This window comes from Kineosporia sp. NBRC 101731 (assembly GCF_030269305.1).
In the GTDB taxonomy this organism is placed as follows: Bacteria; Actinomycetota; Actinomycetes; order Actinomycetales; family Kineosporiaceae; genus Kineosporia.
This window is the reverse complement of sequence record NZ_BSTC01000013.1, coordinates 107,635-131,707: the sequence shown is the minus strand read 5'-3', so window position 1 is coordinate 131,707 and position 24,073 is coordinate 107,635. Positions and strand designations below refer to the sequence as shown.

At 65.7% G+C, this 24,073-nt stretch carries 15 protein-coding genes, 2 tRNA genes and 1 pseudogene; 13 read left to right on the top strand and 5 right to left on the bottom strand.

Annotated features, from left to right (window positions below; translation table 11 throughout):
• Window positions 1–5: 5 nt before the first annotated feature.
• Both QSK05_RS28740 and QSK05_RS28735 read left to right on the top strand, forming a co-directional pair.
• Window positions 6–1,232, top strand: coding sequence for a PIN-like domain-containing protein (locus QSK05_RS28740; RefSeq protein ID WP_285600491.1), 1,227 nt, complete (start codon window positions 6–8; stop codon window positions 1,230–1,232).
• A gap of 62 nt (window positions 1,233–1,294) precedes the next feature.
• A complete protein-coding gene (locus QSK05_RS28735; RefSeq protein WP_285600490.1) occupies window positions 1,295–2,545 on the top strand; it encodes a hypothetical protein in 1,251 nt (416 codons plus the stop codon).
• A 317-nt stretch (window positions 2,546–2,862) separates the two neighbouring features.
• Here the strand turns inward: QSK05_RS28735 and QSK05_RS28730 are convergent, their stop codons facing one another.
• Together QSK05_RS28730 and QSK05_RS28725 are read right to left on the bottom strand one after the other, a co-directional pair.
• Window positions 2,863–3,141 carry a type II toxin-antitoxin system Phd/YefM family antitoxin gene (locus tag QSK05_RS28730; RefSeq protein WP_285600489.1) on the bottom strand — a complete coding sequence of 93 codons (279 nt, stop codon included), beginning with the start codon at window positions 3,139–3,141 and terminating at the stop codon, window positions 2,863–2,865.
• Between the two features lie 151 nt (window positions 3,142–3,292).
• A complete protein-coding gene (locus tag QSK05_RS28725) occupies window positions 3,293–4,726 on the bottom strand; it encodes an AAA family ATPase (RefSeq protein WP_285600488.1) in 1,434 nt (477 codons plus the stop codon).
• A 708-nt stretch (window positions 4,727–5,434) separates the two neighbouring features.
• Here QSK05_RS28725 and QSK05_RS28720 point away from each other — a divergent pair.
• The 10 genes and pseudogenes from QSK05_RS28720 to QSK05_RS36695 form a co-directional block, all read left to right on the top strand.
• Window positions 5,435–6,622 (top strand): ScoMcrA-related endonuclease, encoded by a 1,188-nt coding sequence (locus tag QSK05_RS28720; RefSeq protein ID WP_285600487.1) that lies wholly within the window; start codon window positions 5,435–5,437, stop codon window positions 6,620–6,622.
• A gap of 43 nt (window positions 6,623–6,665) precedes the next feature.
• The gene (locus QSK05_RS28715; RefSeq protein ID WP_285600486.1) at window positions 6,666–7,124 is read left to right on the top strand and encodes a hypothetical protein; all 459 of its coding nucleotides are present in this window, start codon (window positions 6,666–6,668) and stop codon (window positions 7,122–7,124) included.
• A 229-nt stretch (window positions 7,125–7,353) separates the two neighbouring features.
• Window positions 7,354–7,722: a hypothetical protein gene (locus QSK05_RS28710; RefSeq protein ID WP_285600485.1), complete on the top strand. Its 369-nt coding sequence runs from the start codon at window positions 7,354–7,356 to the stop codon at window positions 7,720–7,722.
• Window positions 7,719–8,666 (top strand): hypothetical protein, encoded by a 948-nt coding sequence (locus QSK05_RS28705; RefSeq protein WP_285600484.1) that lies wholly within the window; start codon window positions 7,719–7,721, stop codon window positions 8,664–8,666. Before QSK05_RS28710 ends, QSK05_RS28705 begins: the two co-directional genes overlap by 4 nt.
• 5 nt (window positions 8,667–8,671) lie before the next feature.
• On the top strand, window positions 8,672–9,208 hold the full coding sequence (locus QSK05_RS28700; protein WP_285600483.1) for a hypothetical protein: 537 nt from the start codon (window positions 8,672–8,674) through the stop codon (window positions 9,206–9,208).
• Window positions 9,209–9,210: 2 nt separating this feature from the next.
• The gene (locus QSK05_RS28695) at window positions 9,211–10,035 is read left to right on the top strand and encodes a hypothetical protein (RefSeq protein ID WP_285600482.1); all 825 of its coding nucleotides are present in this window, start codon (window positions 9,211–9,213) and stop codon (window positions 10,033–10,035) included.
• A 326-nt stretch (window positions 10,036–10,361) separates the two neighbouring features.
• Window positions 10,362–12,113, top strand: a complete 1,752-nt coding sequence (locus QSK05_RS28690; RefSeq protein WP_285600481.1) for a DUF6055 domain-containing protein — start codon at window positions 10,362–10,364, stop codon at window positions 12,111–12,113.
• Window positions 12,114–12,246: 133 nt separating this feature from the next.
• A tRNA-Glu gene (locus QSK05_RS28685) sits at window positions 12,247–12,319 on the top strand.
• 21 nt (window positions 12,320–12,340) lie between these two features.
• A tRNA-Asp gene (locus QSK05_RS28680) sits at window positions 12,341–12,414 on the top strand.
• A 2,193-nt stretch (window positions 12,415–14,607) separates the two neighbouring features.
• Window positions 14,608–16,005 (top strand): annotated as a pseudogene (locus QSK05_RS36695) (DEAD/DEAH box helicase); the annotation flags it as partial.
• A gap of 70 nt (window positions 16,006–16,075) precedes the next feature.
• Here QSK05_RS36695 and QSK05_RS28660 read toward each other — a convergent pair.
• Window positions 16,076–17,932 carry a phosphatase PAP2 family protein gene (locus QSK05_RS28660; RefSeq protein ID WP_285600479.1) on the bottom strand — a complete coding sequence of 619 codons (1,857 nt, stop codon included), beginning with the start codon at window positions 17,930–17,932 and terminating at the stop codon, window positions 16,076–16,078.
• A gap of 115 nt (window positions 17,933–18,047) precedes the next feature.
• On the bottom strand, window positions 18,048–18,803 hold the full coding sequence (locus tag QSK05_RS28655; RefSeq protein WP_285600478.1) for a histidine phosphatase family protein: 756 nt from the start codon (window positions 18,801–18,803) through the stop codon (window positions 18,048–18,050).
• A gap of 302 nt (window positions 18,804–19,105) precedes the next feature.
• On the opposite strand from QSK05_RS28655, the gene QSK05_RS28650 reads away from it, so the two are divergent.
• Window positions 19,106–19,708 (top strand): dihydrofolate reductase family protein, encoded by a 603-nt coding sequence (locus QSK05_RS28650; protein WP_285600477.1) that lies wholly within the window; start codon window positions 19,106–19,108, stop codon window positions 19,706–19,708.
• 111 nt (window positions 19,709–19,819) lie between these two features.
• Here QSK05_RS28650 and QSK05_RS28645 read toward each other — a convergent pair whose 3' ends face one another.
• Window positions 19,820–24,061, bottom strand: a complete 4,242-nt coding sequence (locus tag QSK05_RS28645) for an AAA family ATPase (RefSeq protein ID WP_285600476.1) — start codon at window positions 24,059–24,061, stop codon at window positions 19,820–19,822.
• Window positions 24,062–24,073 lie beyond the last annotated feature (12 nt).

Here is a 24,073-nt window from a genome sequence, read left to right as displayed (position 1 = left end):
TGGACATGTACCGCGACTATCCGGGCTACCGGATCATCGACCGGAGTGAGATCGACCAGGCCCTGACGAAGGCGCTGGTCGTGGTGGACACCAACCTGCTGCTCAACCTCTACCGCTACGCCGAAGGCACCTGCGACGACCTTCTGGGGGTACTGGGGAGCCTGGGCGACCGGCTGTGGATTCCGCCGCAGGTCATGCGGGAGTTCTGGCGCGGACGACTGAGCGTGCTCACCGGTCGCGGATCGGCCACCGACGCGGTGATCGCCGCCCTCGAGAAGCAGCAGCGCGCGGGCGCCGATGCGATCAACCAGTGGGTCAAATCCATCGCCGTCGATCCGGACGAGGCCGTCCGGCTGCGCAAGGTGCTGGCTTCAGCGCATGACGAGGTGGCGAAGACCGTCCTGATGCACGCTCCCCCGCAAGCCGTCAGTCCGTCGGTGACCGACCCCGTCCTCCAGCGATTGGAGACGCTTCTGGTCGGCAAAGTGGGCCCGATACCTGACGCGGGAGCATGGCAGAAGGCGATCGCCGAGGGAAAAGTGCGGGCCAAGAGCAAGACACCGCCGGGCTTCCGTGACATCTCCAAAGAGGAATCGGATCTCGAGGAGGGCTCGGCCGGGGACTATCTGGTCTGGTCGCAGTCCATGGCGGAAGCCAAGCGCCGCGACCTGGACCTGATTCTGGTCACCGGCGACGAGAAGGACGACTGGTGGTGGAAGCACCGCAACCAGTTCCTCGGACCGCGCCCCGAACTGGTCCGGGAATTCGACCAGTTCTGTGGTCACCGATTCTTCATGCTGCGTCCTGTCCAGTTCCTCAACCGCGGATCCGTGCTGAAGGCGCCGGTGCGACACTCGTCCGTCGTCGATGCCGCGCGCGTCAGCCAGGAGACGGCTCAGGATGTCTGGCCCGCGGCTGCGGTAACGGCCCTGATCGAGCAACTGGATGACGAGGGCTACCCGCAGGCCGACGTCATCCGGCAGGCCGCGGCCAACGGCGGATCTGTCAGCCGGGAAGAGATTTTCGAGATCTGCAACTTCGACAGTGACCGTATGCTGCGGGGATTCACTCGTCCGTGCTCGCGGATCACTTCGTACCTGAAGAACTCCGGGGTGCTGCCGCGTGAGGTCCAGCCCTGCCTGCGGCCGGATTTCGACAAAGAGGGAATTGCGCAGGCGTTTCTGATCCCACCGGAAATGGTAGACGTGCTGGCTGGCGAAGAGGGCGCGTAGACGTTCGCGTGCCCGCTGGTCAGGACAACCCGAGAACACCGAAAGTTTGTCAGGAGCGAATGATGGAGCACGAGATCCAGCTGATCAGTGACGGTGACGGGTTAGCGGTCATCGGCGAGGCCGCGGACGTCGAGCGTTTTCTCGCGTCGGAAGGGCTGCCGTCGAAGGAGCTTGGGCTGCCTCGGCTCAAGTCGGTTCTGCGCACCGGATCTATTGCTGCCCAAGCGGGTTCGGAGATCGCTGCCAATACCGGACGCTGGGTTCAATTGAGCTCCGACTCGGCCGGTCGAATTGCGGAATTCGGACTTCGCAAGAGCTCTACTTCAGGACTGAGCACAGGTGTGCTGAAGGGCCAGAAAGGCCAGATCAAAGGCTTCGTCGAGTTTGCGAAGGGGCCTGTGTCGCCTCAGGCGCTGGTGGCCAACCCGGCCATCCTCGCCGGCGCCGCCGGAATCATGGCCCAGCTCGCGATGAAGCAGAGCATGGACGAAATCACCGACTACCTGGCCGCGATTGACCAGAAGGTCGACGACGTCCTCCAGGCCCAGAAAGACGCCGTCCTGGCCCGCATGATCGGATCGGGCCTCGTCATCGACGAGACCATGACCCTCCGCGAGCAGCGAGGCCGGGTCGACGACATCATGTGGTCGAAGGTGCAGACCGCACCGACCACCGTCGCCGAGACCCAGGCCTACGCGCTGCTCCAGCTCGACGCGCTCGCCGACACGATGGAGTCGAAGACCTACATCAGCGAGATCGCCGCCACGACCAAGGAAGCCGAGTCCGTCGTCCGGGAATGGCTCGCCGTCCTGGCCCGCAGCTTCCAGCTACAAGACGCCATTGCCGTGCTCGAACTCGACCGGGTGATGGACCAGTCCCCCGAAGAACTGGACGGACATCGCCTCGGCCTGAAGACCGCCCGGCAGAACCGGCTGGAGCACATCTCGCGCAGCACCGAGCGCCTGCTGGCCAGGATGGGCGCAGCGGTGGAAACAGCCAACGCGAACGTGCTGCTGAACCCCTTCGAGGCCCCCGCCGTGGTCCAGTCGAGCAATCACGTCGCGGCCGGCGTGCACGACTTCCGCAGGAGACTCAGCATCGAGTCGAGCGACCAGGAGGCACAGGCCAGAGCCTGGACAGCCGCGGCCACAGAGGTGAAGGACAAGGCCCTGGGAGTGGGAGCGCAGGGCGTGGATGCGGCCCGGACCTTGGGCAACGAGACCCTGAACCGGGCCGGCGCGGTGGCCGGGAAGATCTCCAGCGGGATTTCCTGGCGCGGACGACGGCGGGATGAAGACAAGCCGGAAGGCTGATCGAGAGCAACTCACGGTCGCCGGCATCTACCGCGGTACACCGCGCGGGGCACGGTGGGTCGGAGGGAGGTGTCTGTGGCCAGGGCCGCGCAGCTACCCCGTCTACATCTCTGACCACGGCCTACGGCAACCGCGATGCTCCTTCTGGTCATCGGGATCCGACAAAGCTGCAGGTAGAGGCGGTGCATGTCAGTGATCTCGCCATTGTGTGACATGCATCCTGGGCCCATGTCACTAAACGAACATGCGATCTCAATCCATGCGTGTCATCAGGCCGGAAGGCTGCGTAACGGACAGGAAGCCGGTGTCCAAATAGATCACCAGCGTTCCTCGTCGCGCAGGGTCGCGATCATGTCGGCCGCGTCGACCTCCACATTTCCCCACTCCGGCGGCAACGGCAGGGGGCCAGTGCAGATCGGCATGCTGGCTTTCCCGGAAGCAACCAGTCGGGCCAGCACGGACTGATCGTTGGTGACCGGCACGAGCCTGGCGATCGGACGCCCTCGATCAGTGATCTCGAGCAACTCACCGCTGCTGACCCGGGCCAGCATCTGGCTGGTGTTCCGGCTCAGTTCGCGGGTGCTAATTCGATGCATGAGCGGAATTTTAGAACTCCGTATTCGGCAAGGATCGAGGCATTTTCCCGAAACTGGGAGACCCTGGGCCTGGCCATCGGGGCGGCCGAGGGCAACCTCTATCCGTGCAGGGTTGATGCCGCGCTGAACAGCTAGCCCATCACATTGGGTGTCAGCCTCGCGGCCGCCAAGCCTCGAACAGGTCTTCGGGGCCGAAGGCTGCGTCCAAACCATTCAGCGTCGGATCCACGCCGTTTCGACTGATCGCCAGCAATGGGATCGGCGCCGACGTGAGCTGCGCCCTCTGCCGCTGAAGCGCGACCAGGTCATGAGCGTCGAAAGGCGAACGCTCCAGCCACTTCATTGAGCCGACGAACAGCAATTCCTTCGCGATCGGAGCACGATCGGCTCCGACAACGTCGATCTCCACGCTGTTCGAGCGGGTCCAGTAGGCGCCTACGGCCGGTGCTGACGGAAGACCGGCACTGGGTAACAACCGGGCCAGAGACTCACGCAGGAGTGGCTCGATCACCCGCCCGCGCCAGCTCACCCAACGCTGCTGGATACGGTCCAGAGTGATGTCGCCACGTAAACGCTCGACCTCGGCCAAATGCGGTCCGACGAACGTCAGCCAGAAGCGTAGGTACGGGTCCGCAACGACGTAGTGCTTCTCCTTAGACGGCTGTGTGGATAATGGTTGTTCCGCAACGACTATCCGCTTGTTGACGAGTATTTCGAGCGCACGGTTCAGAGTGCTGTGTGCGATACCACCCGCCGCCCGGGCAATATTACTGAACGTGCGCTCGCCGCTCCCGATCGCCTGCAGCACCGTACCGGCCATCGCGGTGTCCGGAAATTCTGCAGCCAGGGAACGTTCGGCCGAGACCAGCAGCGGCGAGACCGGATTAGCTAGCTCTTCGGCCAGGAACTGCCAGAGATCTGCTCCCGTCGACCAGTTCGCACAGATCAACGGCAGGCCCCCCGTGACGAGGCTGGCATCGAAGGCATCCACCGGCTCCAGGTGCAGCATCTGTGCCACCTCGAAGGGATTCAGCGGCCCGAGCACCAGCTGCGTTCCCCGCTGATGGAAGGGGCGCCCGTAGGAATCCAGGGCCTCCATCATGGCCAGATCCGAACCGACGAGAATGAGCAGCACCGGTTTACGACTCAGTTCGCGGTCCCAGGAGCGTTGCAGGATGCCCTCGAACGCGTCCACCCGTTCCATGAGATAGGGCGCCTCGTCAATCACGACGATGCTTGGACGGTCGTCCGGCAGGACGCCGGCCAACTGCCGTAGAGCCGCGCTCCAGTTGCCGGGCCTGGACTCTTCAAAGACCGCGCGGTCGGGAAGGCTCGACGTGACGACAGCCTCGACGAACGCTTCGAGTTCGAGCTCCTCCGAAGCCCCCGCCGCAGTGAAGAACATGAAGGGCACCTGTGCTCGGTCGGCGAACGCCTCGACCAGGCTGGACTTGCCGATCCGTCGACGCCCCCGCATCAACAGGCATTTGCCGGGCCGCGGATCAGCGCTCGCTGACCGCAGCACCGAGTCGAGCATGCCGTCCAGCACGGCCAGCTCGTGCTCACGACCAACAAACTCAACCATGTCGCCCCCTAGCCTCGATGTTAGTAACATCGAGGATACTATCCTCCGCGCAACTAATGGCCAGGCCGTGGATACTTCAGACCCATAGAGCGAACATCCTGTTACCAAAAGTGACCATAAAGGATCATTCGGGCATATGGTGGCGGGAAGAGATCGACCCAGCCCTGCGCGCATGGCACACCATCACCACATACCGCCGCAGTCGAGGTCAGTGATCATGACCGGTACCGCTGCACGGTAGGGCCGCGGACGGCTAACCGAGCACGCCGAGACATGGGCATGCCTACACCGCTCAGCTCCCGGAGACGGTCTTCACAGCACACCCCGAAAGGGTTCTGAACAGGCACTAGATCTCTTTCGTCCAGGGTCAGGAGAATTCTTACGCAAGGCTATGCATCTAGCCTTGCGCAACCAGCCCAAGAAGAGCTCGCCCAGACCCTGCACTCCCCGGTGAGGGCGACGCCAGCCAGCATGTTGCATAGTCCGACCAGGTCAGATGCCCGACGTCCGCAAGCAACACCCTTCCCTCACTCAGGAGACCCAAGGGAAACACGTGATCATTGGGACTAAACTCCCGGAGTGGTCGTCCCCTCCGTGCTCAGAAAACAACCGCGCTTGTTGATGACTCCCTCCTACGGAGCGGCAGTCAGGGGACGCTGGCACACCACGATGGACTCGCCCATCTCGTTCAAAGAGCCAGCCGTAGCAGTGCATCTGAGCTCCGGCGAACGCCAGGACCTGGACAAGCACCATCACGACGGCCTGGCCCGATTCTGGGGAGCCAAGCCCCGCTTCGACCGGGACATCGACCAGCTCACACCCGGCGACCTCGTCCTCTTCACCGGTCAAAGCAAACTGCGATACATCGGAACACTCGGGTTCAAGACGAGGAACGAACGCCTGGCCAGCGCTCTCTGGCAGGACGAGCCCAGCTGGACGAACGTGTACAGCATCACCGAACTCCAGCCGATCGCCGACGTCAGCTACCCACAGTTGGCCGCGCTCCTGCACTTCAGCCCGCAGTACTCCTTCCAGGGCACTCAGCTGCTGACGCCTGAGCAGGCCTCCCGGGTCATCGTCGGCGCGGGCATCGACCTGGGCAACGTTCAGGCCCCGAGGCAGGCAGAGCAACCGGGGCGACGTCGGCGGGCGGGGATTGCCGTCGGACTGGACCGGGCCGCGGTGCAGGATGCCCTCGACGAGTGGCGTGACCTCGGTAAAGCGGCTTTCCTGCAGAAGTACGAGGCCAACGAGGCAGCCCGGTACGCCATCATCGACCGCGACTCCGAGGCGGACGCCATGGCGATCCTGCTGGGCGCCCGTCACCGCACCGGTCTCCCGGCGGACGGCCATTGGCGCGGCGATCTCGTCAACGTGGCCGCTCCGCTCCGGAAGCTCGGCTTCGCAGTGGTCAACATCGCCTCGGAACTCGAGGGCCCTCTGGGCCCGCAACCGTCGGCCTACGTGACCCGAGCCCACGAATTCCTGGGCCCCACCGACAGCCTGAGCCTGCAAAGCATCCGCCGGGAGCAGAGTTTCCTCCGAGGAGCCCTGGGCATCGGAACCGGCCGCCCCGGCGCACAGGCGCAGTGCGCTCTGTGCGGGCGCCTGCTACCCGAAGACCTTCTCGTGGCGGCGCACATCAAACCCCGCGCCCGGTGCACCGAATCCGAACGCCTGGACATCCCGAACATCGCCATGCCGGCCTGCCTTCTCGGCTGCGACGCCTTGTACGAGCGCGGCTACATCACGGTTGACGGAGAGGGAACGGTCCGCCGGGGCCGGACCGCAGAGCCTCATCTCCTCGCGCAGGATCAGCTCATCGGCCGCAAGCTCACGATCAACAACGCCACTCGCGCCGAGTACTTCGCCTGGCACCACGCCCAGCACGCCTAGACCGGCTGATCCTCAGCACCGCACGACCCGAAAGGCAACCGTCATGGCTGTGAACGGAAACAACGTCAGGGCGCTGATTTCGGCCTTCCTCCCGATGCGCCGCCAGGAGCTCGGCGTGCTCCTCGCCGGCCTGTCCGAAGACGAAGCCGAGGACGACCTCCGGGTCGCTGTCGCGGCCGCGGGTGGCACGGTCGTCTTCCACCTGTTCGTCGACACCGAAGAGCCGCTCGACTGGACGAAGTTCCAGGAGCAGGTGGTGGGCCGCCTGCGTGGCTCCCCGAACCGCAATCCCCAGAAGGTGGAAGCCGTGGTCCGAGGGCTGGCCGGTGACACCCGCGCCTTCGACGGCATCTCGGAAGACGACCGCCTGGAGATCTCTCTCGCCGTGCTCGAATCAGCCACGGCCCTCGTTCCCGCCGACGACCTCACGCAGCTCGTGCAACGTGCCGCGACGAGAGCAATCGCTATGGGAAACGTCTTTCAAACTGGTCGTCCCAGTTGATCGCTGAACCTAGTTCCGACAACAACCGGTAAAACCCAGCACTAAATCGAGCTTTGGCGCCGACTCTAACCATCCAGGGCCTACAGCGTCCCGGCCGGCCGAGCCCTGTCGCGCTTCCGTGATACCCAAGTACACATATTTCCGAGGTGAGACCTGTCACAGCCCGTAAGGGTCAAATGAAAATGCTTCTCGGGATACCCTTTCTGACTCGTAACCAAGAGAGGATGCCATGCCGCACCAGGGCGAGCGTTTGGGCGTCGATATCGCGCGTCTATATCAGGCCGGCCAGCACAAGGTGATTCCGTTGGCCGATGAGTTCCGTGAAGCGGCAAGCAAACTGCTGAAAGCTCCCAACACGGCCGTCCTGTTGACGCGCCATGAGCATCTGGGTGGCGTGCGCGGTCCAGCACAAGCCCCCTGGGAGGACTTGCGTGATCAGCTCGTCGAGATGCTGCTCACCACGGCGACGAATATGGAGGACACCGGAAACGCGATGCTCATAGCCGCAGAAGAGTACGCAAAGACCGACAACGTCGCCGCCCGTGAGTACGACCGCCTCAAGGAGAGGTACGACAAAATCGAGGCGCTGGAACCGTGACCTACGAACAGCTAAGTCAGCATGTGGCGGACATTCAACAGTCAGCTTTGGTTTTCGCGTTGCGGTCGCAGGAGGTTACGTACGACGAGAAGACCAAGACTTACCATGATTACATCAGCGACATTCAAGTTGATCCTCCAACACGAGAAACGACCGGCCAGTTCGAGGTAGTTGCCGAACTCTTCGAGCCGTTCTACAGGATGCCCGATCCTGCAGAACTGCGTGTGCTGAGAGGTTGGGTGGCGAGCGCTGCCGCAAAGCTCAATCATGACGGCGCCGAGATCTCGGTAGACTCCGGATTCGTCGGCTCAAACCCTCAACTCGGAAAGATGGACGCGATTGCCTCATTGATTTCCGATTGGGACGGTTTCGCTGCCATGGAGTTCCACGAGAACTTTTTGGGCCATTGGCCCCACGTGACCGCGAATCAGTTCTCTATCGCGTTGGCTCTTGTGGGCATGGTCGAGGCCGAGGCTGCCCTCTGGGAGCAGGCTAGGTTGGATGTCTGCGACATAGCGCATGCCGCACAGACCGCGATGGACGCTGTCGGCGACTGCAGAGCAGAAGATGTTCAATTCACGTTGAATGTCTTCAGCTCAATTTTTTCCCTGAGCACTCTTGTGGTACCTCAAGCCGAAATGGCATTGACCTTGGTGGGTGAGGTCGCGGCGGTAGCGGGTGCGACGCCAGTCGGAGACAAAAAAGAGGGGAAATTCACGGGACAGTCCCCCGAAGAGATCATTGATGAGATCAGAGCCTCACTGGACGAACTGACCAGGAGAATAAACGCCAGCGAAGACAAGGTTCGGGAATCCGCAGACTATGCGCTCGGGATTCTGGCCACTCATCAGGATAAGTTCACTTCACCACGCCCTGCTCTGGCCGACGGTACACGAGCGAATATCAAAGATGATAATGACGGCTTCGGCCGCCCGATTGGATAAAAGCCATGGGTGAATTGGCCGAACGGGTCAATCAGTTGAAAGTTTTTGTCAGCACGCCGGACAACGGCATGACGGCCGAGCTGCAGGGACGCGATCAGCTGTCCGTGACTTTTCAGGAGGGTCTCTACCGGCGCTCCGACGAAGCTGGCCTGGAGCGGAAGATTGCCACCCTGGCGAATCTGCTGTGGCTGGCGCACACACGCGAGTACTGGCGGATCTTCCGGGATGTGACCGGCAACTACTTGGCTGGCTCAGATCATTCGCAGAACTCCTCAGTTGGTGAAAGACAGCAGGCCCGAGACTCGGTGGAGGCGATCGGCGTGTCCGCGAACGGAGCGATCAAGCTCAGGAGTACGGGACTACGGCAATGGCATGTTTCCATCCGTGGTGGGACCCTGCGCGACCTGTCTGAACGAGACTTCACCGCTTCCTTGGGCGAGGCCGCCCAAAGGCTGCTCCGGGCACATGCCGTCAAACTCGCCAAACTTTCGTACCAGGATCGTCCGTCGTACTCGAACACCTTCCGCGTGGAAGGAGCCTGACCATGGCCTTCCGGTCTGCAGGGGCGGCAGCCGGCGCCCTCTGCCTGAGCTTCGCGTTGATCGCCTGTAACGGACAAGGCAGTACCGAGACGCAGAGCTGTCAACCTGCCTCGCCCACTGCCCATCCCACGTCGGCGCCCGAGGGACACGACGTCAAGGTCGTCGAGAGTGGATTTACCACGGTGGCGGGCAAGACCAACGCTGCATTCCCGGTCATCAGCATGGGCGCAGTACTCGAGAACCCCAGCGACCAGGTCGCCTACCGCACTCGGGTCACGTTCGATGCTCAGGATGTCAGGGGAAGCTCCGTCATCCTGGACACTCAGAGCAGGTACTCCATGATCGAGGTTCCTGTCATCCAACCTGGAGAAAAGGTCGCGGTGGGTGTCTCTCTCATCGCTGACGAACGTTCGACAGCAACCACGATCTCCGTCACTCCAGACCTGTCGACATGGCTGCCGTCAGGAGATTCAAGCAATGGGCTCGCCCCGGTCGTTGCGACACTGGTTCCCGAGAATACCGACCATGACACCGATGGATCTGCCCATCTGCAATATACCGTTGCGAATACAAACTGCGATAACTTGATATATCGCGGCGTATCTGTGGTTTGGCGTGATGCCGACGGAACACTCGTGGGTGGAGACACCGACACTGCACGTTCTTCGTTCCCTTGTAACATCGACAGCTCCGATAAGGCATTTCGAGCCGACACCAAGGAGAACAGCACTCCGGAGTCCGTTGACTTCTCAAAGTCAGACGTCACGGTTTTCTGCGACGTGAACCGGCGTAGCGAGGCCCCTGGCGCCGGAAAACCCATCAACTAATCTGGTTCGGATCGAAATTTTCGCGACCACGGCGGGTAGCGTCTGCTACGACAGAGGACGCGGTTTCAGGAGCAAGGTGGCAGGTCCCCTCCGTGACTACCTGAACCGCGATCCCCAGAAGGTGGAAGCCGTGGTCAGAGGACTGGCCGGTGAGTCCGGAGCTTCATCGTGAGCAGCTTCCGCTGACCTGGCGTTTTAACCGCCGGGAAAGACTTATCACCAGCAAAACGCAGTGATTCCGCCAGGACGGCAACCTTCGAGCACCCCCATCCGACGTGACCCGCGAACGGAAAGTGCTCGGCCATCCCGTCCTGAAGGGAACCATCGTGATTCACCGTGATGTGCGGCTCCTGCGCACATGGATCGCCCTGCTGATCGCGTCTGTCGTGATCGGTGGGGTGTTCATCGTCCAGACCCGGCCCGCCGCGGCTGCGAACAAGGCCGTGTACATCCCCGCCAGCTGGAAGCAGACCGGCGAGGTGCCGTGGAGTGAGGACCGGTCGAAGGAGTCGACGAACTTCAAGCTGCTGTGGGGTGAGAAGTCGGGCACCGATCCTGAGTCTGCAGCTGAACCATACAATTTCGACCCGGACAGCATCCTCACCCAGCTCGAGAACCTGTACTCGTTCTACCTGGACGACATGGAGTTCACGCCGGAAGACGGGTTGCTGGCCGAGTACAAGATCGACGTGATCGTCACCAACACCTGGAACCGCACCGAGCTGAGCGACTGGGCGACCGGTGGGTCGGCGGACGGCAAGGTGGGCGTCATCAACATCGCCCCCGGTGCCGCGCTTCCGGGGTCGTGGGGTCTGGCGCACGAGCTGGCCCACGTCTTCCAGAACTACACGTTCCTTGGGGAGTCGGGGAAGGGCTTCACCGACGCCAGCTCGGGCACGTTCTGGGAGACCAGCGCCGAGTTCATGGCGATGCAGGCGCTGCCCACGACGGCCGCCGGCGACCTGAGCCGCTGGCTGCGCTCGGAGAACCTTTACTACAGCTCCAGCCGTCATCACTACGGCAACTGGATGCTGATGCAGTACATCAAGGACCGCGACGGCCTGGCCATGTTCAACAAGATCTGGAACGAGGCGAAGGACGACGAACACCCGCTCGAGACCTACCGCCGGATCACGGGCATCACGCAGGCCGAGCTGAACCGGCGGGTGGGTGAGTACGCCACGCGCACGGTGACGTACGACTTCGGCAATCAGGCGACGCTGGCCCCGTTCATCAAGGACGTGTACGGCGCGGGCTTCCTGAACGACGCGTACAACGGCGGCAACGTCGAGGCGGTCGACGCCTCGCTCGGGCACTACCGGATCAACTCCCGGGTGGCTCCGTCCGACTACGGCTTCAACAAGATCAAGCTGGTGCCCGACGCGGACGGCGGCAAGGTGTCGCTGCGGCTCAAGGGGCACGCGGAGACGGGGGCCACCGGCTGGACCTTCGGGCTCGTGGCGGTGAAGAACGGCACGCCCCGTTATTCGGAGCTCAAGACCGGCACCGACAACCGCATCGACCTCCAGCTGGCGCCCGGCGAGACCGAGGTGTGGCTGGTCACCACGGCCACGCCCGACGCCGTGCCGCACTACGGCTTCCAGGACGGCTACACCAAGGCCCAGCGCTTCCCGTACGAGTTCCGGGTGGCCGGGGCCACCCCGTCCGGTTTCGAGGCCGGGTACACCAAGCCGGCCGCGACCGACGGCGGTCACTGGCACACCAACGGTGGCGGCTGGGTCGCGGCCGGGGCGAAGGTCGCCGCGACGGCTTACGTGGGCCCGAAGGCCGCGGTCTTCTCGGGCACCATCTCGGGCAACGCCCGCATCGAGGGCCTCGGATGGGTCAACGGCGGCACGGTGAGTGGCAACGCCGTCGTGAAGGACAACGCGCTCATCCAGGCCGGGGCCAACCTGTACGGTGACATCGTGGTCGGCGGCGACGCGGAGATGGCCATCACCTGCAGTTCGGGCACGTATCTGGCCTTCGACCTGGAGCGCGGCTGCGACGGCAAGGCCGGTGAGAGCGACATCAACCCGTCGTTCACCGCCTTCAGCAGCTCCGAGCTCGCCCTCTAGAACCGACGAAACGGTCGCAGGGCATCGGTGCCCTGCGACCGTTGAGCGGCCCCGCTTTGGAGAACCAATCCTCCATCCCGTAAGCTTCTGAAGGTTCGCGACGGAGGCATGATGTTCCGGAGCGTTTCTATAGGCCCCCATCGTCTAGTGGCCTAGGACGCCGCCCTCTCAAGGCGGTAGCACGGGTTCAAATCCCGTTGGGGGTACGCTGTTCGCACTACGTGTAAGGCCCTGTAGCGCAGTTGGTTAGCGCGCCGCCCTGTCAAGGCGGAGGTCGCGGGTTCAAGTCCCGTCAGGGTCGCCTTCGCAAGAAATGAAGGGCTGGTAGCTGGGGAGACCCGGTCGCCAGCCCTTTTCTCATCGGTGAATGACCTCGATCGTCCCGGGTCCCCGAACCGGCCGCGAGGAAACCGTCGCAGCCACACCCGAGGCGTCGTACGGCAGATCCCGGTGCTGGGCGGTCGAATGATGGACGATCGCCGCACCAGTGCGCGGAGCGTCAGGGTTTTCGGGGTCGGTGGGATGGTGGACGAGGTACGCCACCCCGCCGTCCCGTCGGCGATCCGTTGGACCATCGTGGTTTTCAGATCGACCAGATCCAGTCCGTACCGCTGCGGGTCGACGTCATGGTCGACCGCGGTCCGCCGCGCCGACGTGGCTCTCCCCGCGGAAAGCTCCCCGATGAATGATGCTCCTGGGGGTCGGCAACGTCCTTGCCGGTGAGGATGCCGAGCCGGTGCGACGAGGCGGCCATCCGGGAGCGGACACCGGAAGATACGCCGTGTGTACATCTGGTACATCCGGTACCGGATGTACCAGATGTACACAACGCATAGGCGGCGCTGCCGGTACGGCACCCTGGTCGCCGGCCAGGCTGTGACGTCGCCCCTGGGCCCTGGCCACCGGTTCCGATTGACGTTCTGACGTCCGGCCTGAGTAGCGTGTCCGGTGGCTGCGGTTGGTCTCGCAGGCGGTGAGATCGATCGAGGAGCGTGCGTGGCTGTCCTGAACCTGACCGACGTCCAGGTGGCTGTTCACGGCCTGGTCGGCACGGCCGCTCTGCTCACCGGCCGGGCTCTGGCACAGTCCGGGCGGGTTCAGAAGGTCACGGTCGATCCGTCGTCAGGAGCTGTTCGGGGCGTTGTTCGTGACGGCAAGGTGGCTCGCGCGGTCGAGGTGACTTCGCGCTACCGGGCCGACGGGGTCTTCGAGGCCGGCGAAGGCCTGTGCGCCTGCGGAGCGGCTCCGTGTCAGCACGTCGCGGCCCTGATCCTCGCCCACTTCGACAAGCCGACGGCGCCGGAGAGCACGAAGGAAACCCGCCGCACCCGCGCGAAACCTGCCCCCGCACCGCAGCCCGCACCGTGGGAGACCGCGCTGACCACCGCGCTCGCACCCCCACCCGCCGCGGTCGACCACGGGCGCCGACATGCGTCCTCCATTCCCCGACCGCACGAGCCGGCGAGCGCCGCTGCGCCACCGGTCGCCCTGCAGTTCGAGCTCATGAGCGACCCGGGGTTTCGCATCGGTGTCCGGCCGGTCGTTCCGGGCCGCAACGGCGGCTGGGTGCGCTCGAACATTTCCTGGTACTCCCTGGGGTATCCCGAGTACCACATGCCGCTCGTGCCTCGCTCACAGGTGCGGCTGCTGCGCGAGCTTCACGCTCTTCCGTCGGCGCACGACCACAGTTATCGCGACAAGGTGCTGATGCTCGACTCGATCATCAGCCGCCGGGTGTGGGACCTGCTGCGGGAGATCCAGGAGACCGGCCTCCCGTTGGTGATGGCCGGGCGGGGCGCCGTGCCGGTGCACGTGCTGCACGAGCCGGTGGTCGCGCGGGTGCTTCTTCAGCGGCGGGAAGCGGGGCTGGTGCTCGAACCGGTGCTGGAAGGTGCGGGGCAGCAGGTCACGCGGGGATACCTGCCCATCTCCGATCCTCCGCACGGGGTGGCTTGGCAGCCCTCGCCCGGTGAAGGGCTGCGGCTGGCCCGGCTGTCGGCGGCCCCTCCTCAGCTGTTCTGGCAGTTGTCCCAAGGTGACATCCCGCCGATCCCGGCGGCCGACGAGGAACGTTTCCTGTCCGAGTTCTATCCGCAGTTGAGCCGTCATCTCGAGGTGGTCAGCCCCGACAACTCGCTGGTTCTGCCGGCGGCGCAGCCTCCGGTGCTGGAACTCACGGTGACGCCCCTGGGCGATCACCGCATGCAGCTCGACTGGGCCTGGGCCTACCGGCTCGGCGCGGCCAGTCGCCATTCACCCTTGCAGACCCGGCCCGGACAGATTCCGCCGGGCCGCGACGTCACGGCCGAGACCCGCACCCTCGATGCGATCAGACCGCTGCTCTCCGAGTTCCCCGACCTGACGCAGAACCCGATCAGTGGCGTGATTCCGTTGGCGCAGAGCATGGTTCACGGGGTCACCACGGCCCGTCTGATGAGCCAGACGATCCCGCTGTTGCGCGAGCGGCCTGACGTCGACGTGCGTCTGGCCGGGCCTGGAGGCGACGCTACGGCCTTATCAGGAAGACGGTTTCCGCTGGCTGGCCACGCTGTTCGATCATCGCCTCGGCGGTGTGCTGGCCGACGACATGGGCCTGGGCAAGACCGTGCAGACCCTGGCGCTCTTCCTGCACGCTCGCGAGAACGGTCTGAGCGATAAGCCTTTCCTGGTGGTGGCGCCCACCAGTGTGGCAGCGAACTAGGCCCAGGAGGCGGCTCGCTTCGCTCCCGGTTTCACGGTCTCCACCATCACGGCGACCTCCGCCCGGCGAGGCCACGAGGTGGCTGACGCCGCCGACGGTGCCGACCTCGTCATCACTTCATACACGTTGTTCCGCCTGGAGTTCGAGCAGTACCGCGAGCTGGAGTGGGCGGGCCTGGTGCTGGACGAGGCTCAGGCCGTGAAGAACCACCAGGGCGCGGGTTACCGGTGTGCCCGGGAACTGCCGGCGGCGTTCAAGCTCGCTATCACGGGCACGCCGATGGAGAACAACCTGATGGAGTTGTGGGCGCTCCTGTCGATCACCTCACCCGGGTTGTTCCCCCGCCCCGAGCGTTTCACCGAGTACTACCGCACGCCGATCGAGCGTGAGCAGGACCCCGACCGGCTCGACCAGCTGCGCCGGCGGATCACACCCCTGATGCTGCGCCGTACCAAGGAACTGGTCGCCGCCGATCTGCCGGACCGGCAGGAGCAGGTCCTCGAACTCGAGTTGACGCCCCGCCACCGGAAGATCTACCAGAAGTACCTGCAGCGGGAACGACAGAAGGTCCTGGGCCTGCTGGGTGACCTGAACCGCAACCGCTTCGAGATCTTCCGGTCCCTCACCCTGCTGCGGCAGGCCACGCTCGACGTCGGGCTGGTCGATCCCGCCCACGACAGTGTTCCCAGCACCAAACTCGACGCCCTGATGGAACAACTGACCGAGATCGCGGCCGAAGGTCACCGGATCCTGGTGTTCAGCCAGTTCACCCGCTTCCTCGGCCGGGCGGCCGATCGCCTGAACCAGGCGGGCATCGAATACTGCTACCTCGACGGAAAGACCAAGGACCGGGCCCGGGTGGTCTCGCAGTTCCGCGAAGGCACCGCCCCGGTCTTCCTGATCAGCCTCAAGGCCGGTGGCACCGGCCTGAACCTGACCGAGGCCGATTACGTCTTCCTGCTCGACCCCTGGTGGAACCCCGCCGTCGAGGCCCAGGCCGTCGACCGGGCCCACTGCATCGGCCAGACCCGTAACGTCATGGTCTACCGGCTGGTGGCCCGGAACACGATCGAGGAGAAGGTAGTGGCACTCAAGGCCCGCAAGAGCGCCCTGACCAACAGCGTTCTCGACGGCGAGGCGATGGGCTCGGCCGCACTCACCGCCGACGACATTCGCGGGCTGCTCGACTGACGACCTGGGAAACCATTCGACCGGGTCGCCGCCCTCGGCCGACGAAACTCCCCGGGCGCCGCCGATCCCGTCAGCGACGACGCAGACGCACTGTGATCGCCGTGCGGGAGTGGTCCACCTCGGCCCGAAGCCCCTGCGGAACCCGTACGTCCTTGAAGGTGCCCTGCACCCGGCCCGCCGTGATCACCGCGACGTCACCGGCCTTGCCCTCGACCTGCAGAACCGGGTTGCCGCGCAGCACCAGGTGGTCGTCCACCGTGACCCGCACCGCCCCGGCCAGTTTGAGCACCCCACCGAGCTGCCGGTACTCCCCCGACAACCGGGCTGAGCTGGTGAACTCGAGAGTTCCGCCGTCCACCCGCACGTCCCCGCGTCCCACAGCGCTCTTCCCCGCCACCGTGAGCGTGCCCCCGACCAGCCGGGTGCCACCCCGGTAGGAGTTGTCGCCCGTCAAAGTCAGCGCACCGGTGCCGGATTTGGTCAGACCACCTCGTCCGCTGATGTCGTTGCGCCAGGTGTCGTGAGCCGAGAAGCCAAGGGTGGACGCGTCCATCGTCACCTCGACATCGCGGGAGAACGCGGCGTAGCCGTCGGCAGCGGCGAAGAGGTTCAGCCGGCCCCAGTTCTCCGGGCCGTCGAGCAGAGGGTGCCCGGACGTCAGCGCGGTCGTGCGCAGGACCTCGCGCCGCTGCGCGGCGGTCAGGTAGGGCTGCCTGGTCTCCAGCAGCACCTCGGCGCCCTTCGGCACGACCATGGGTGCGGACGACCTCTTGGCCGGCAGGCCGTACGTGAGCTTCTCCTCGACCAGGCGACGGTTCGCCGCACGGTCCGCGTACGCGTCCGTCGTTCCACCGCTGTGGGCGTACCCGATCAGGTCGGCCCCGACCCGGCCGGTGAAGTAGGAGTTGGCCTGCTCGTGGGCAGCGGCCTTCAGCGCGGCGTTGGCCGGGTCGTTGAGGATCGCCGCAGCCAGAGCGGTGGCCAGGATCCGGCCGCCCATCACGTCGAGCGGCGAGTGCATGCCGGAGAGGACGCGGGTGTCGGCGAGGTCGACGGCCGAGGTGAAGAGTTCCTGGAACCGCTCCGGCACCGCATAGGCGTAGGCGAGCGAGGCCAGGTAGAAGGCGTTGGTGTGGCCGCTGGGGTAGCCGCCGTCCTCAGCCGGGGTGGTGCTGCGCTGACGCAGCAGCTGCGGAATCACCGTGACCGGGGAATCGTAGACGGGGTAACCGAACTCGTCGATCCGGCCGGTGTCGACCACCCGGTTGTCCACGGTCATGCGCCAGGGCCGCGGATACTGGTAGGCGGCCTTGCCCGGGTTTCCCGAGGAGTAGGTTCCGCGCAGCCGGTTGACCAGGGTCACGACCTGTCCGAGTGCGGAGTCGGCCGACCCCGCGCCCAGAGCCGAACCGACCGGGGCACCGGCCGGGACGGCGTCCTCCAGTTTGGTCGCCGGTGTGCCGGAGGGGATCTCGACGATACCGGTGACGGCGAGCGCGCCCTCCCGGTACAAGGATGCGAGCGGGCCCAGTCCGGCGATGGACGCGTAACTCTGGTGCTGGCGGTCGGCGAGGAAGGCCCGTCCCGCCTGGGCCTGAGTACGGGTGCGCGTCACCTGCGCCATGTGCTGCATGTTCGCGCGCAGCACCGAGGTGGAGAGCACGGTGCCGGTGTTCCAGGCGCTGCCGGTCTGCCAGAGCTGGCTCATACCGGCCAGAATGCGCACGGCGGCGTTGGTTTCGGCGGTGACGTTCGCGGTGATGTTGGTCGTGTAGGAGTCGACGAACGCCGGGGCGTTGGCGGTCGCCGTGAGCGGGGCGGCGGAGGCCGGGCCACAGAGCAGGGTGGGCCCGGCGGCCAGACCGGCCGAGCCGGCGAGAGCGGCGCGCAGGAGGGTGCGGCGGTTCAGAGCAGGGGACGCAGGCATTGCACCGATTGTGCACAGGTCCGGTCGGGTTTCTGCGAACGTCGAGCAGTGGGCCGGTGAAATGCCCGTGAACCCCTCCGCCCTTGTGCGCGTCTCCCGGAGCCCGGCCACCCCCTCAGTTGGTCACATCTGCCGTCTCGAGGTGATCGGCCCGGTTCACCCACTCCGTCACGACCCGCCCGTGCTCCAGCCGGAGCGACAGGTGCCCGGTGTTGTGCACGCGAAAACGCATCCAAGGAGGGGAATCCCAGCCCAGGGCGGCGGCGAGCAGGAACTGGGCGAAGAACTGGTGGCTGACCAGAACCACCACGTCGTCCATGCGGTGGGCGGCGAGCAGGCTGGACAGCACTCGCCGGGCACGCGGCAGGGCCCCTTCCAAGTCCGGCTCGAAGCCGCCGTGCCACGGCTGACCGGTCCCGGGGAACAGGCCGGCCGGCGCCCGCAGCTCGCCGCCGTGTCGCTGGAGTTCCTCCAGGGTCGCCCCGGGATGAGCTACCCGGTCGCCGGTGTCCTCGTCAATGCTCTGGATACCGCCGACCTCGTAGGCGTCAGGCTGCAAAACCACCGGTAGGCCACTCGCCTCGGACACCGGGCGTGCCGTCGCGACCGCGCGGAGCGTCGGGCTGGCGTACAGATGGGTCGGGACGAAGGGAAGACGCCCGGCCTCCAACGCCTTACCCAGCGCCTGGGCCTGCCTGACCCCCAGGTCGGTCAAGGCGGGATCCGGAACCCGCGCCGGATAGCCCACCACTTCCTCGACGATCTGCGCACCCTCGGACGCCGCTTTCTCGCGCGCCTGCTGCCGGGCGATCTCGGCTGCGAAATGGGCGTTGTTGGTCGACTGACCATGACGGACCAGAACGAGCTGCATGCCGATCAGTCAAGCACCACCGGCACGCCTCAGGACGTGTTTTGAAGATGATCTTCGCCGGGTCGGCCGCGGCGACTCCGGGTGGGGAACGCCGATGATCATCACCGGGCTATTGAGGAAACCGGACGGTCTGCGTTGTGTACACCTGGTACACCCGGTACCGGGTGTACCAGGTGTACACAACGCGTCAGTGGTCATCCCGGGATCGCTGGGCGAATCCTGGTGGGGTCCCCGGGGCGATGAATTCCGCGGGGTGTCGCGGTCTACTCTGCGACCGCATCACCGACGTCGAGGAGAGATCCATGGGCCGGCTCTTCGTGACGCTGGACGGGGTGGCACAGGCGCCCGGACAGCCGGACGAAGACACCGCGGGTGGCTTCACGCACGGTGGCTGGCAGGCTCCATTCGCCGAAAAGGCATCCGGTGAAGCCATCTTCGAACAGGCCCGCACCATGGACGCTCTGCTCCTGGGCCGGCGCACGTACGACATCTTCGCCGCCTACTGGCCCACCACCCCGGTGGACAGCCCGTTCAAGGAACTACTTGACCGCGTCCCCAAGTACGTGGCCAGTCAGACCCTGGAAGAACCGCTGACCTGGCAGAACTCCCACCTGCTGGACCCCGGTCTCGAGGCGGCCGTCGAGCAGGTCAAGCAGCGGTACGAGGCCGTCCACGTCATCGGGAGTCTGGGTCTGCTGCAGTCCCTGCTGCGCGGGGGCCTCGTCGACCGACTCAACCTCTGGCAGTACCCGGTTCTGCTCGGTACCGGCACCCGGGTGTTCGGCGAGGGCACCGTTCCCGCCGCGCTCCGGCTGACCGAAGCCGTCAGCTACCCCAGCGGCGCTGTCCAGCTCACCTACGACGCGCTGGGCACCGCCCCGGGTCACGGCACCATGGGCGAGTGAGGCCGGGAAAAAATGTTGGGCCCTGGTGACAACCTCATGACCTGATCCGGCGTCTACGTGGTCAGGTGGGGCCGGCCGGGGGAAACGGGACCGGCCCCACTCATCGATTCATCACTGAACCGCACAGGGCGACTCTGCGAGATCGAGACCGTAGGCCCGCCAGTCCGCCTCGGCAAAGCTGCCGGACAGAGCCGTGCAGATCGAGTCGACGGCCTTCTGCGGGTCGAGGTTCCACACGCCGACAGTGCCGTCCGTACCGGTACTGAAGAGAGTCTGCCCGTCCGGCGAGAACCCGACCCGGTTGACCTCACCGATGTGGCCGACCAGATCGGCCTTGAGCGTGCCCTTCGAGACGTCCCAGAGGTGGACGACGTCGTCCTTGCTGGCGGCAGTGGCCAAGGTCTGTCCGTCGGGCGAGAACACCAGGTCGCGCACCTCTCCCGGATGCCGCCCGAATGTCCTGATCAGCTGCCCGATACGGATGTCGAAGACTCTGATGCTGCCGTCCGCACTACCCACCGCAACAGTGACACCATCCGGGCTGAATGCCGACCGGAAGCCTTGAGGATCCATCTCGATATGACGAAACGGCTTCGGGGCCGACGTGAGGAGGTCCGCCTCTTGATACAGGAAGAGCTGAGCAGGAGTCTGCTCGTCGTTGTCGCGCGTCACCACGGCCAGACGGCCGCCACCGGCATCTGCGGTCATGCTGACGAAAGGCTGCCCCGGATAATCCACCCGCGCCAGACGCTGAAACGTCCGGGTGTCCCAGATCTCGATCCGGGAGCCCTTCGACATCCCGTCCGCGGGCTGGACCGCGATGGCCAAGCGGGCTCCGTCTCCGGAGAACGTCATATCGGTCGCATCCTCGTCAACGCCGAAAGATAGTGTTCGACGTTTCTTCCCGTCCGGGTCCAGCACCACGACCTCACCCCCGACGCTGCCCGCCGCGATGGAGCCGTCCGGGCTCCCGGCCGCGGACGTGATGCTCTCCTTGGTCTGGAACAACTGGTGAGGTTCCACGCCCCGACGGTCCTGGCGCCAGAGCACACCTTGATTATCGCCGAAGGTGACCCCGGGTGAAGACTGATCCACAGCCAACGCGATGATGCCGTCCCCGGAGGGACTCAGCACAGAATTGTGCCAGGGCAACAGTGCCGTGGCGCGAATACCCGCCACGGCCAGGAGATGCCCATTCGCCGGAGCCGACAGAGACAGAATCGCACCCTCTCCGGAGGAATCGAAAGCACCGACGTAATACTCGATCCAATGACGTTCCCGCAAGCTCCAGATCATGAGGGTGCCGGCGGACGAGACGATGAGGTCATTGCCTTCCGGACTGAATGTCATCGCCGACACCATGTTGCGACTCCGCTCAGACCTGCCGGTACGACCGTGCGACTTCCCGGTCACACCGTCCCAGAAAGAAATTTCCCCGATCTCATCATGGGCGACCGCCAATTCATTCCGCGTGGAGAAGACGATCTGGGTAGGGAACTTCGGCGGTTCTTTCGACGCCGGTTCCAACGGGATACTGCGACCGGTGCGCAGATCGAGCAGCACCGACGATCCGTCGAGACGAGTAACACCCAGACGGGAACGGTCCGGGCTGATGGCGATCCGGGACGGCGCCCATGGGCTCGACGTCAGGTACTGGCGAATACGTCGGCCATTCGTCACATCCCAGGTCGCGACGCCGAGCGTGGCACCGGGCTGCTCCATGTCGGTCGTGACGACCGATGTGTCAGAGGCCCAGGCCACGACGAATATCCCGGTCAGGTGTCGCACCGGTTTGCCACTCGCCACCTCCCAGACGCGGGTTCCTTCCTTGTTCGCCGCGGCCAGCATCCGGCCGTTGGGCGAGAACCCCATCTGTCCGATCTGACTGCTGAATTCTGACATCTCGTGGACCATTGTGTGCTTCTGCGTATCCCAGATCTGCACCTTTCCGCTGATCCCGCCGACGGCCGCCCACCGTCCGTCGGCGCTGAGAGTGACCGTGGACTGCTCAGCCGGAGTATCCAGAAGCCCGGCATGCGCGAATCCCTGACCGCTCAGCAGTGCACCGAGCGCTTCCGGCGACTGCGCCTCGTGCCAGGCCCGAACTGCCAGCAGCATGGCCTGCCGGGGATCCTCGACCCCCATCTGCGCGGACTGGACCGCGTACCGCTGTGACTGCGCCACCGCCGTCTGCTCCCGCGCTGTCCGGGCCGAGCGATAGGCCACTCCCCCGGCCCCCACCGCCACCATCAGCAAAACCACCAGCGCCCCCGCCAGCCGGCGCAGTCGACGGCTGCGGCGGCGTTCGGTGGCCAGTTCTTCCTGCGCTGCCGCCAGGGACGCGTCGAGGAAGGCGCGCTCGCCGGGAGTGAGGTCGTCGCGTTCTGCGGCCCAGTCCTGCACCGCCGTCAGCCGGGCACCCCTCAGCAAGGCGCCCGGGTCTTCGGTGTTCGCGGCCCAGTAGTCGGCCGATGCAGCGAGTTGCTGGTGCAGTTGCAGGCTTTCGCGCTCCTGCGCCACCCATCCGGCCAGTCTCGGCCACGCCCACAACAGGGCCTCGTGCGAGATCTGGACGCTCTCGTGGTCGGCGGTCATGAGGCGCCGCTCGATCATCCAGGTCAGGCCCCGGCCCATCACCTCCGGACGGGGCACCGGGCGCCTCGTCACCTCGTGGCCCGTCACCGCCACCCCACGCAGGAGAAGCCGGCGTAAATCGTTCTGCTCCGAAGGGTTCAACCGGCCGTAGAGCTCATCGGCCTCCTGGGCCACCGCCCCGCTGATGCCCCCGCCGGCGCGGTAGGCGTCAACCGTCAGTTCGCGGCCCTCCCGCCGGTTCCAGGTGACCTTCAGGGCGTGGGCCAGCAAGGGCAGCGACCCGGGGTCGTAGGTGCCACCACCCCCGACACCGAGATCGGCCAGGAGCAGCTCGACCAGCGCCGGTTCCACCACCAGGCCGGCCCGCCCAGCCGGATGGAGCACGGCCTGCCGCAGGCCTTCCGGGGACATCGGCCCCAGCACCACCTGGTCGTGGGGCAAATACCCGGCCAGCTCGTCCATCCGGATGCAGCGGTCGTAGAAGTCCGCCCGGACCGAGATCAGCACCACCGCGGGCGCCGCGTTCACCAGCGCGGTGACGAACTCCTGGCGGTGCTGTTCTCCCACCGTCCCGGCGTCGAAGATCTGCTCGAACTGATCGACCACGATCAGCAGATGCCCCGTCGGTCCTGCTGCCTGCGCCGCCAGCGCACCGAACGCGCAGGGGTCGGTGAGGACACCGGTGACCGGGACACCCGCCAGAGCGCCGGTGCGCCCGGCCAGTTCGACCAGGGGACGGACCATCCGACGATCCGCAGGAGCAGCTGCGCCGACGTCCGACCGCCGACCGGTGGGGGTCATCACGACGACCTGCCACTGCCCGGTCCCGGTGCGCCGGGCCTCGTCGCGCCGTAGGGCCGGCACCACGCCCGCCCGTACGAGTGACGACTTGCCGACCCCGGAGACCCCGACCAGCACCAGGGGTCCGCGCCGGGTGTGCGCGGCCTGGGTGATACGGCCGACGAGCTCGTGCACGGCCTCCGCCCGACCGACGAAGAAGTCGGCGTCCTGCACCTCGAAACTGTTCAGCCCGGGGTACGGGCAGACCTCGGCGCCGGGCGGCACCGTGGTCTCGGGGCTGCCGGTCCGCAGCCCCGAGACCACGTCGGCCAGCAGCCCCGTCATGGTCACCAGCTGCTCGTGCGCCCGGTCGTTCTGCTGCCGGTGCTCGGCGCTGCGCACGGCGAGCTCGTCCTGAAATCGCTGGAGGGTGTCGACGGTTTCGTCCTGGAACCCTTCGAAGAAGCCGCCGATCCGGTTGATGGCCTCCAGCACCTCGCGGGCCGAGGCCACCACGTCGGCCGACGCCCCCGAGGCCGCCGCGACCGTCGCGTCCACCGCTCCGACCGATTCCAGCAGCAGCGCCACGTCGGCCTGCAGGGCCTGCGAGTGCTCCAGGTTCTCGGCGATCGCCTCGGCGATCGCCGCACGCCATTCGGGTTCTGACGTCTCGTCTTCCACCCGGCCGGCGGCCAGGGTCAGGGCGTCGGGGAGGAAGTTGCCGCTCAGCCCGGCGACCTCGCCGAAGACCGCCCCGAGGTTTCCGCCGGCCGCGGCGACCGCCAGGGGTGCGAGAGCGGAGGCGGCGAGGGACGCGACCAGTCCCCAGGGGGCAGCGGTGCGGCTGATGCCACCGGCACGCTGGACCCAGCGCCGGATGCCGTCGCGCGCCTTGCTCTTGTCGTCGTCGACGATGCCCTTCGCCAGGCTGTCGCGGATCAGGCTCAACCCGTCGATCGGATCGGTCTCCTGGCTCATGGCGCCTCCCGT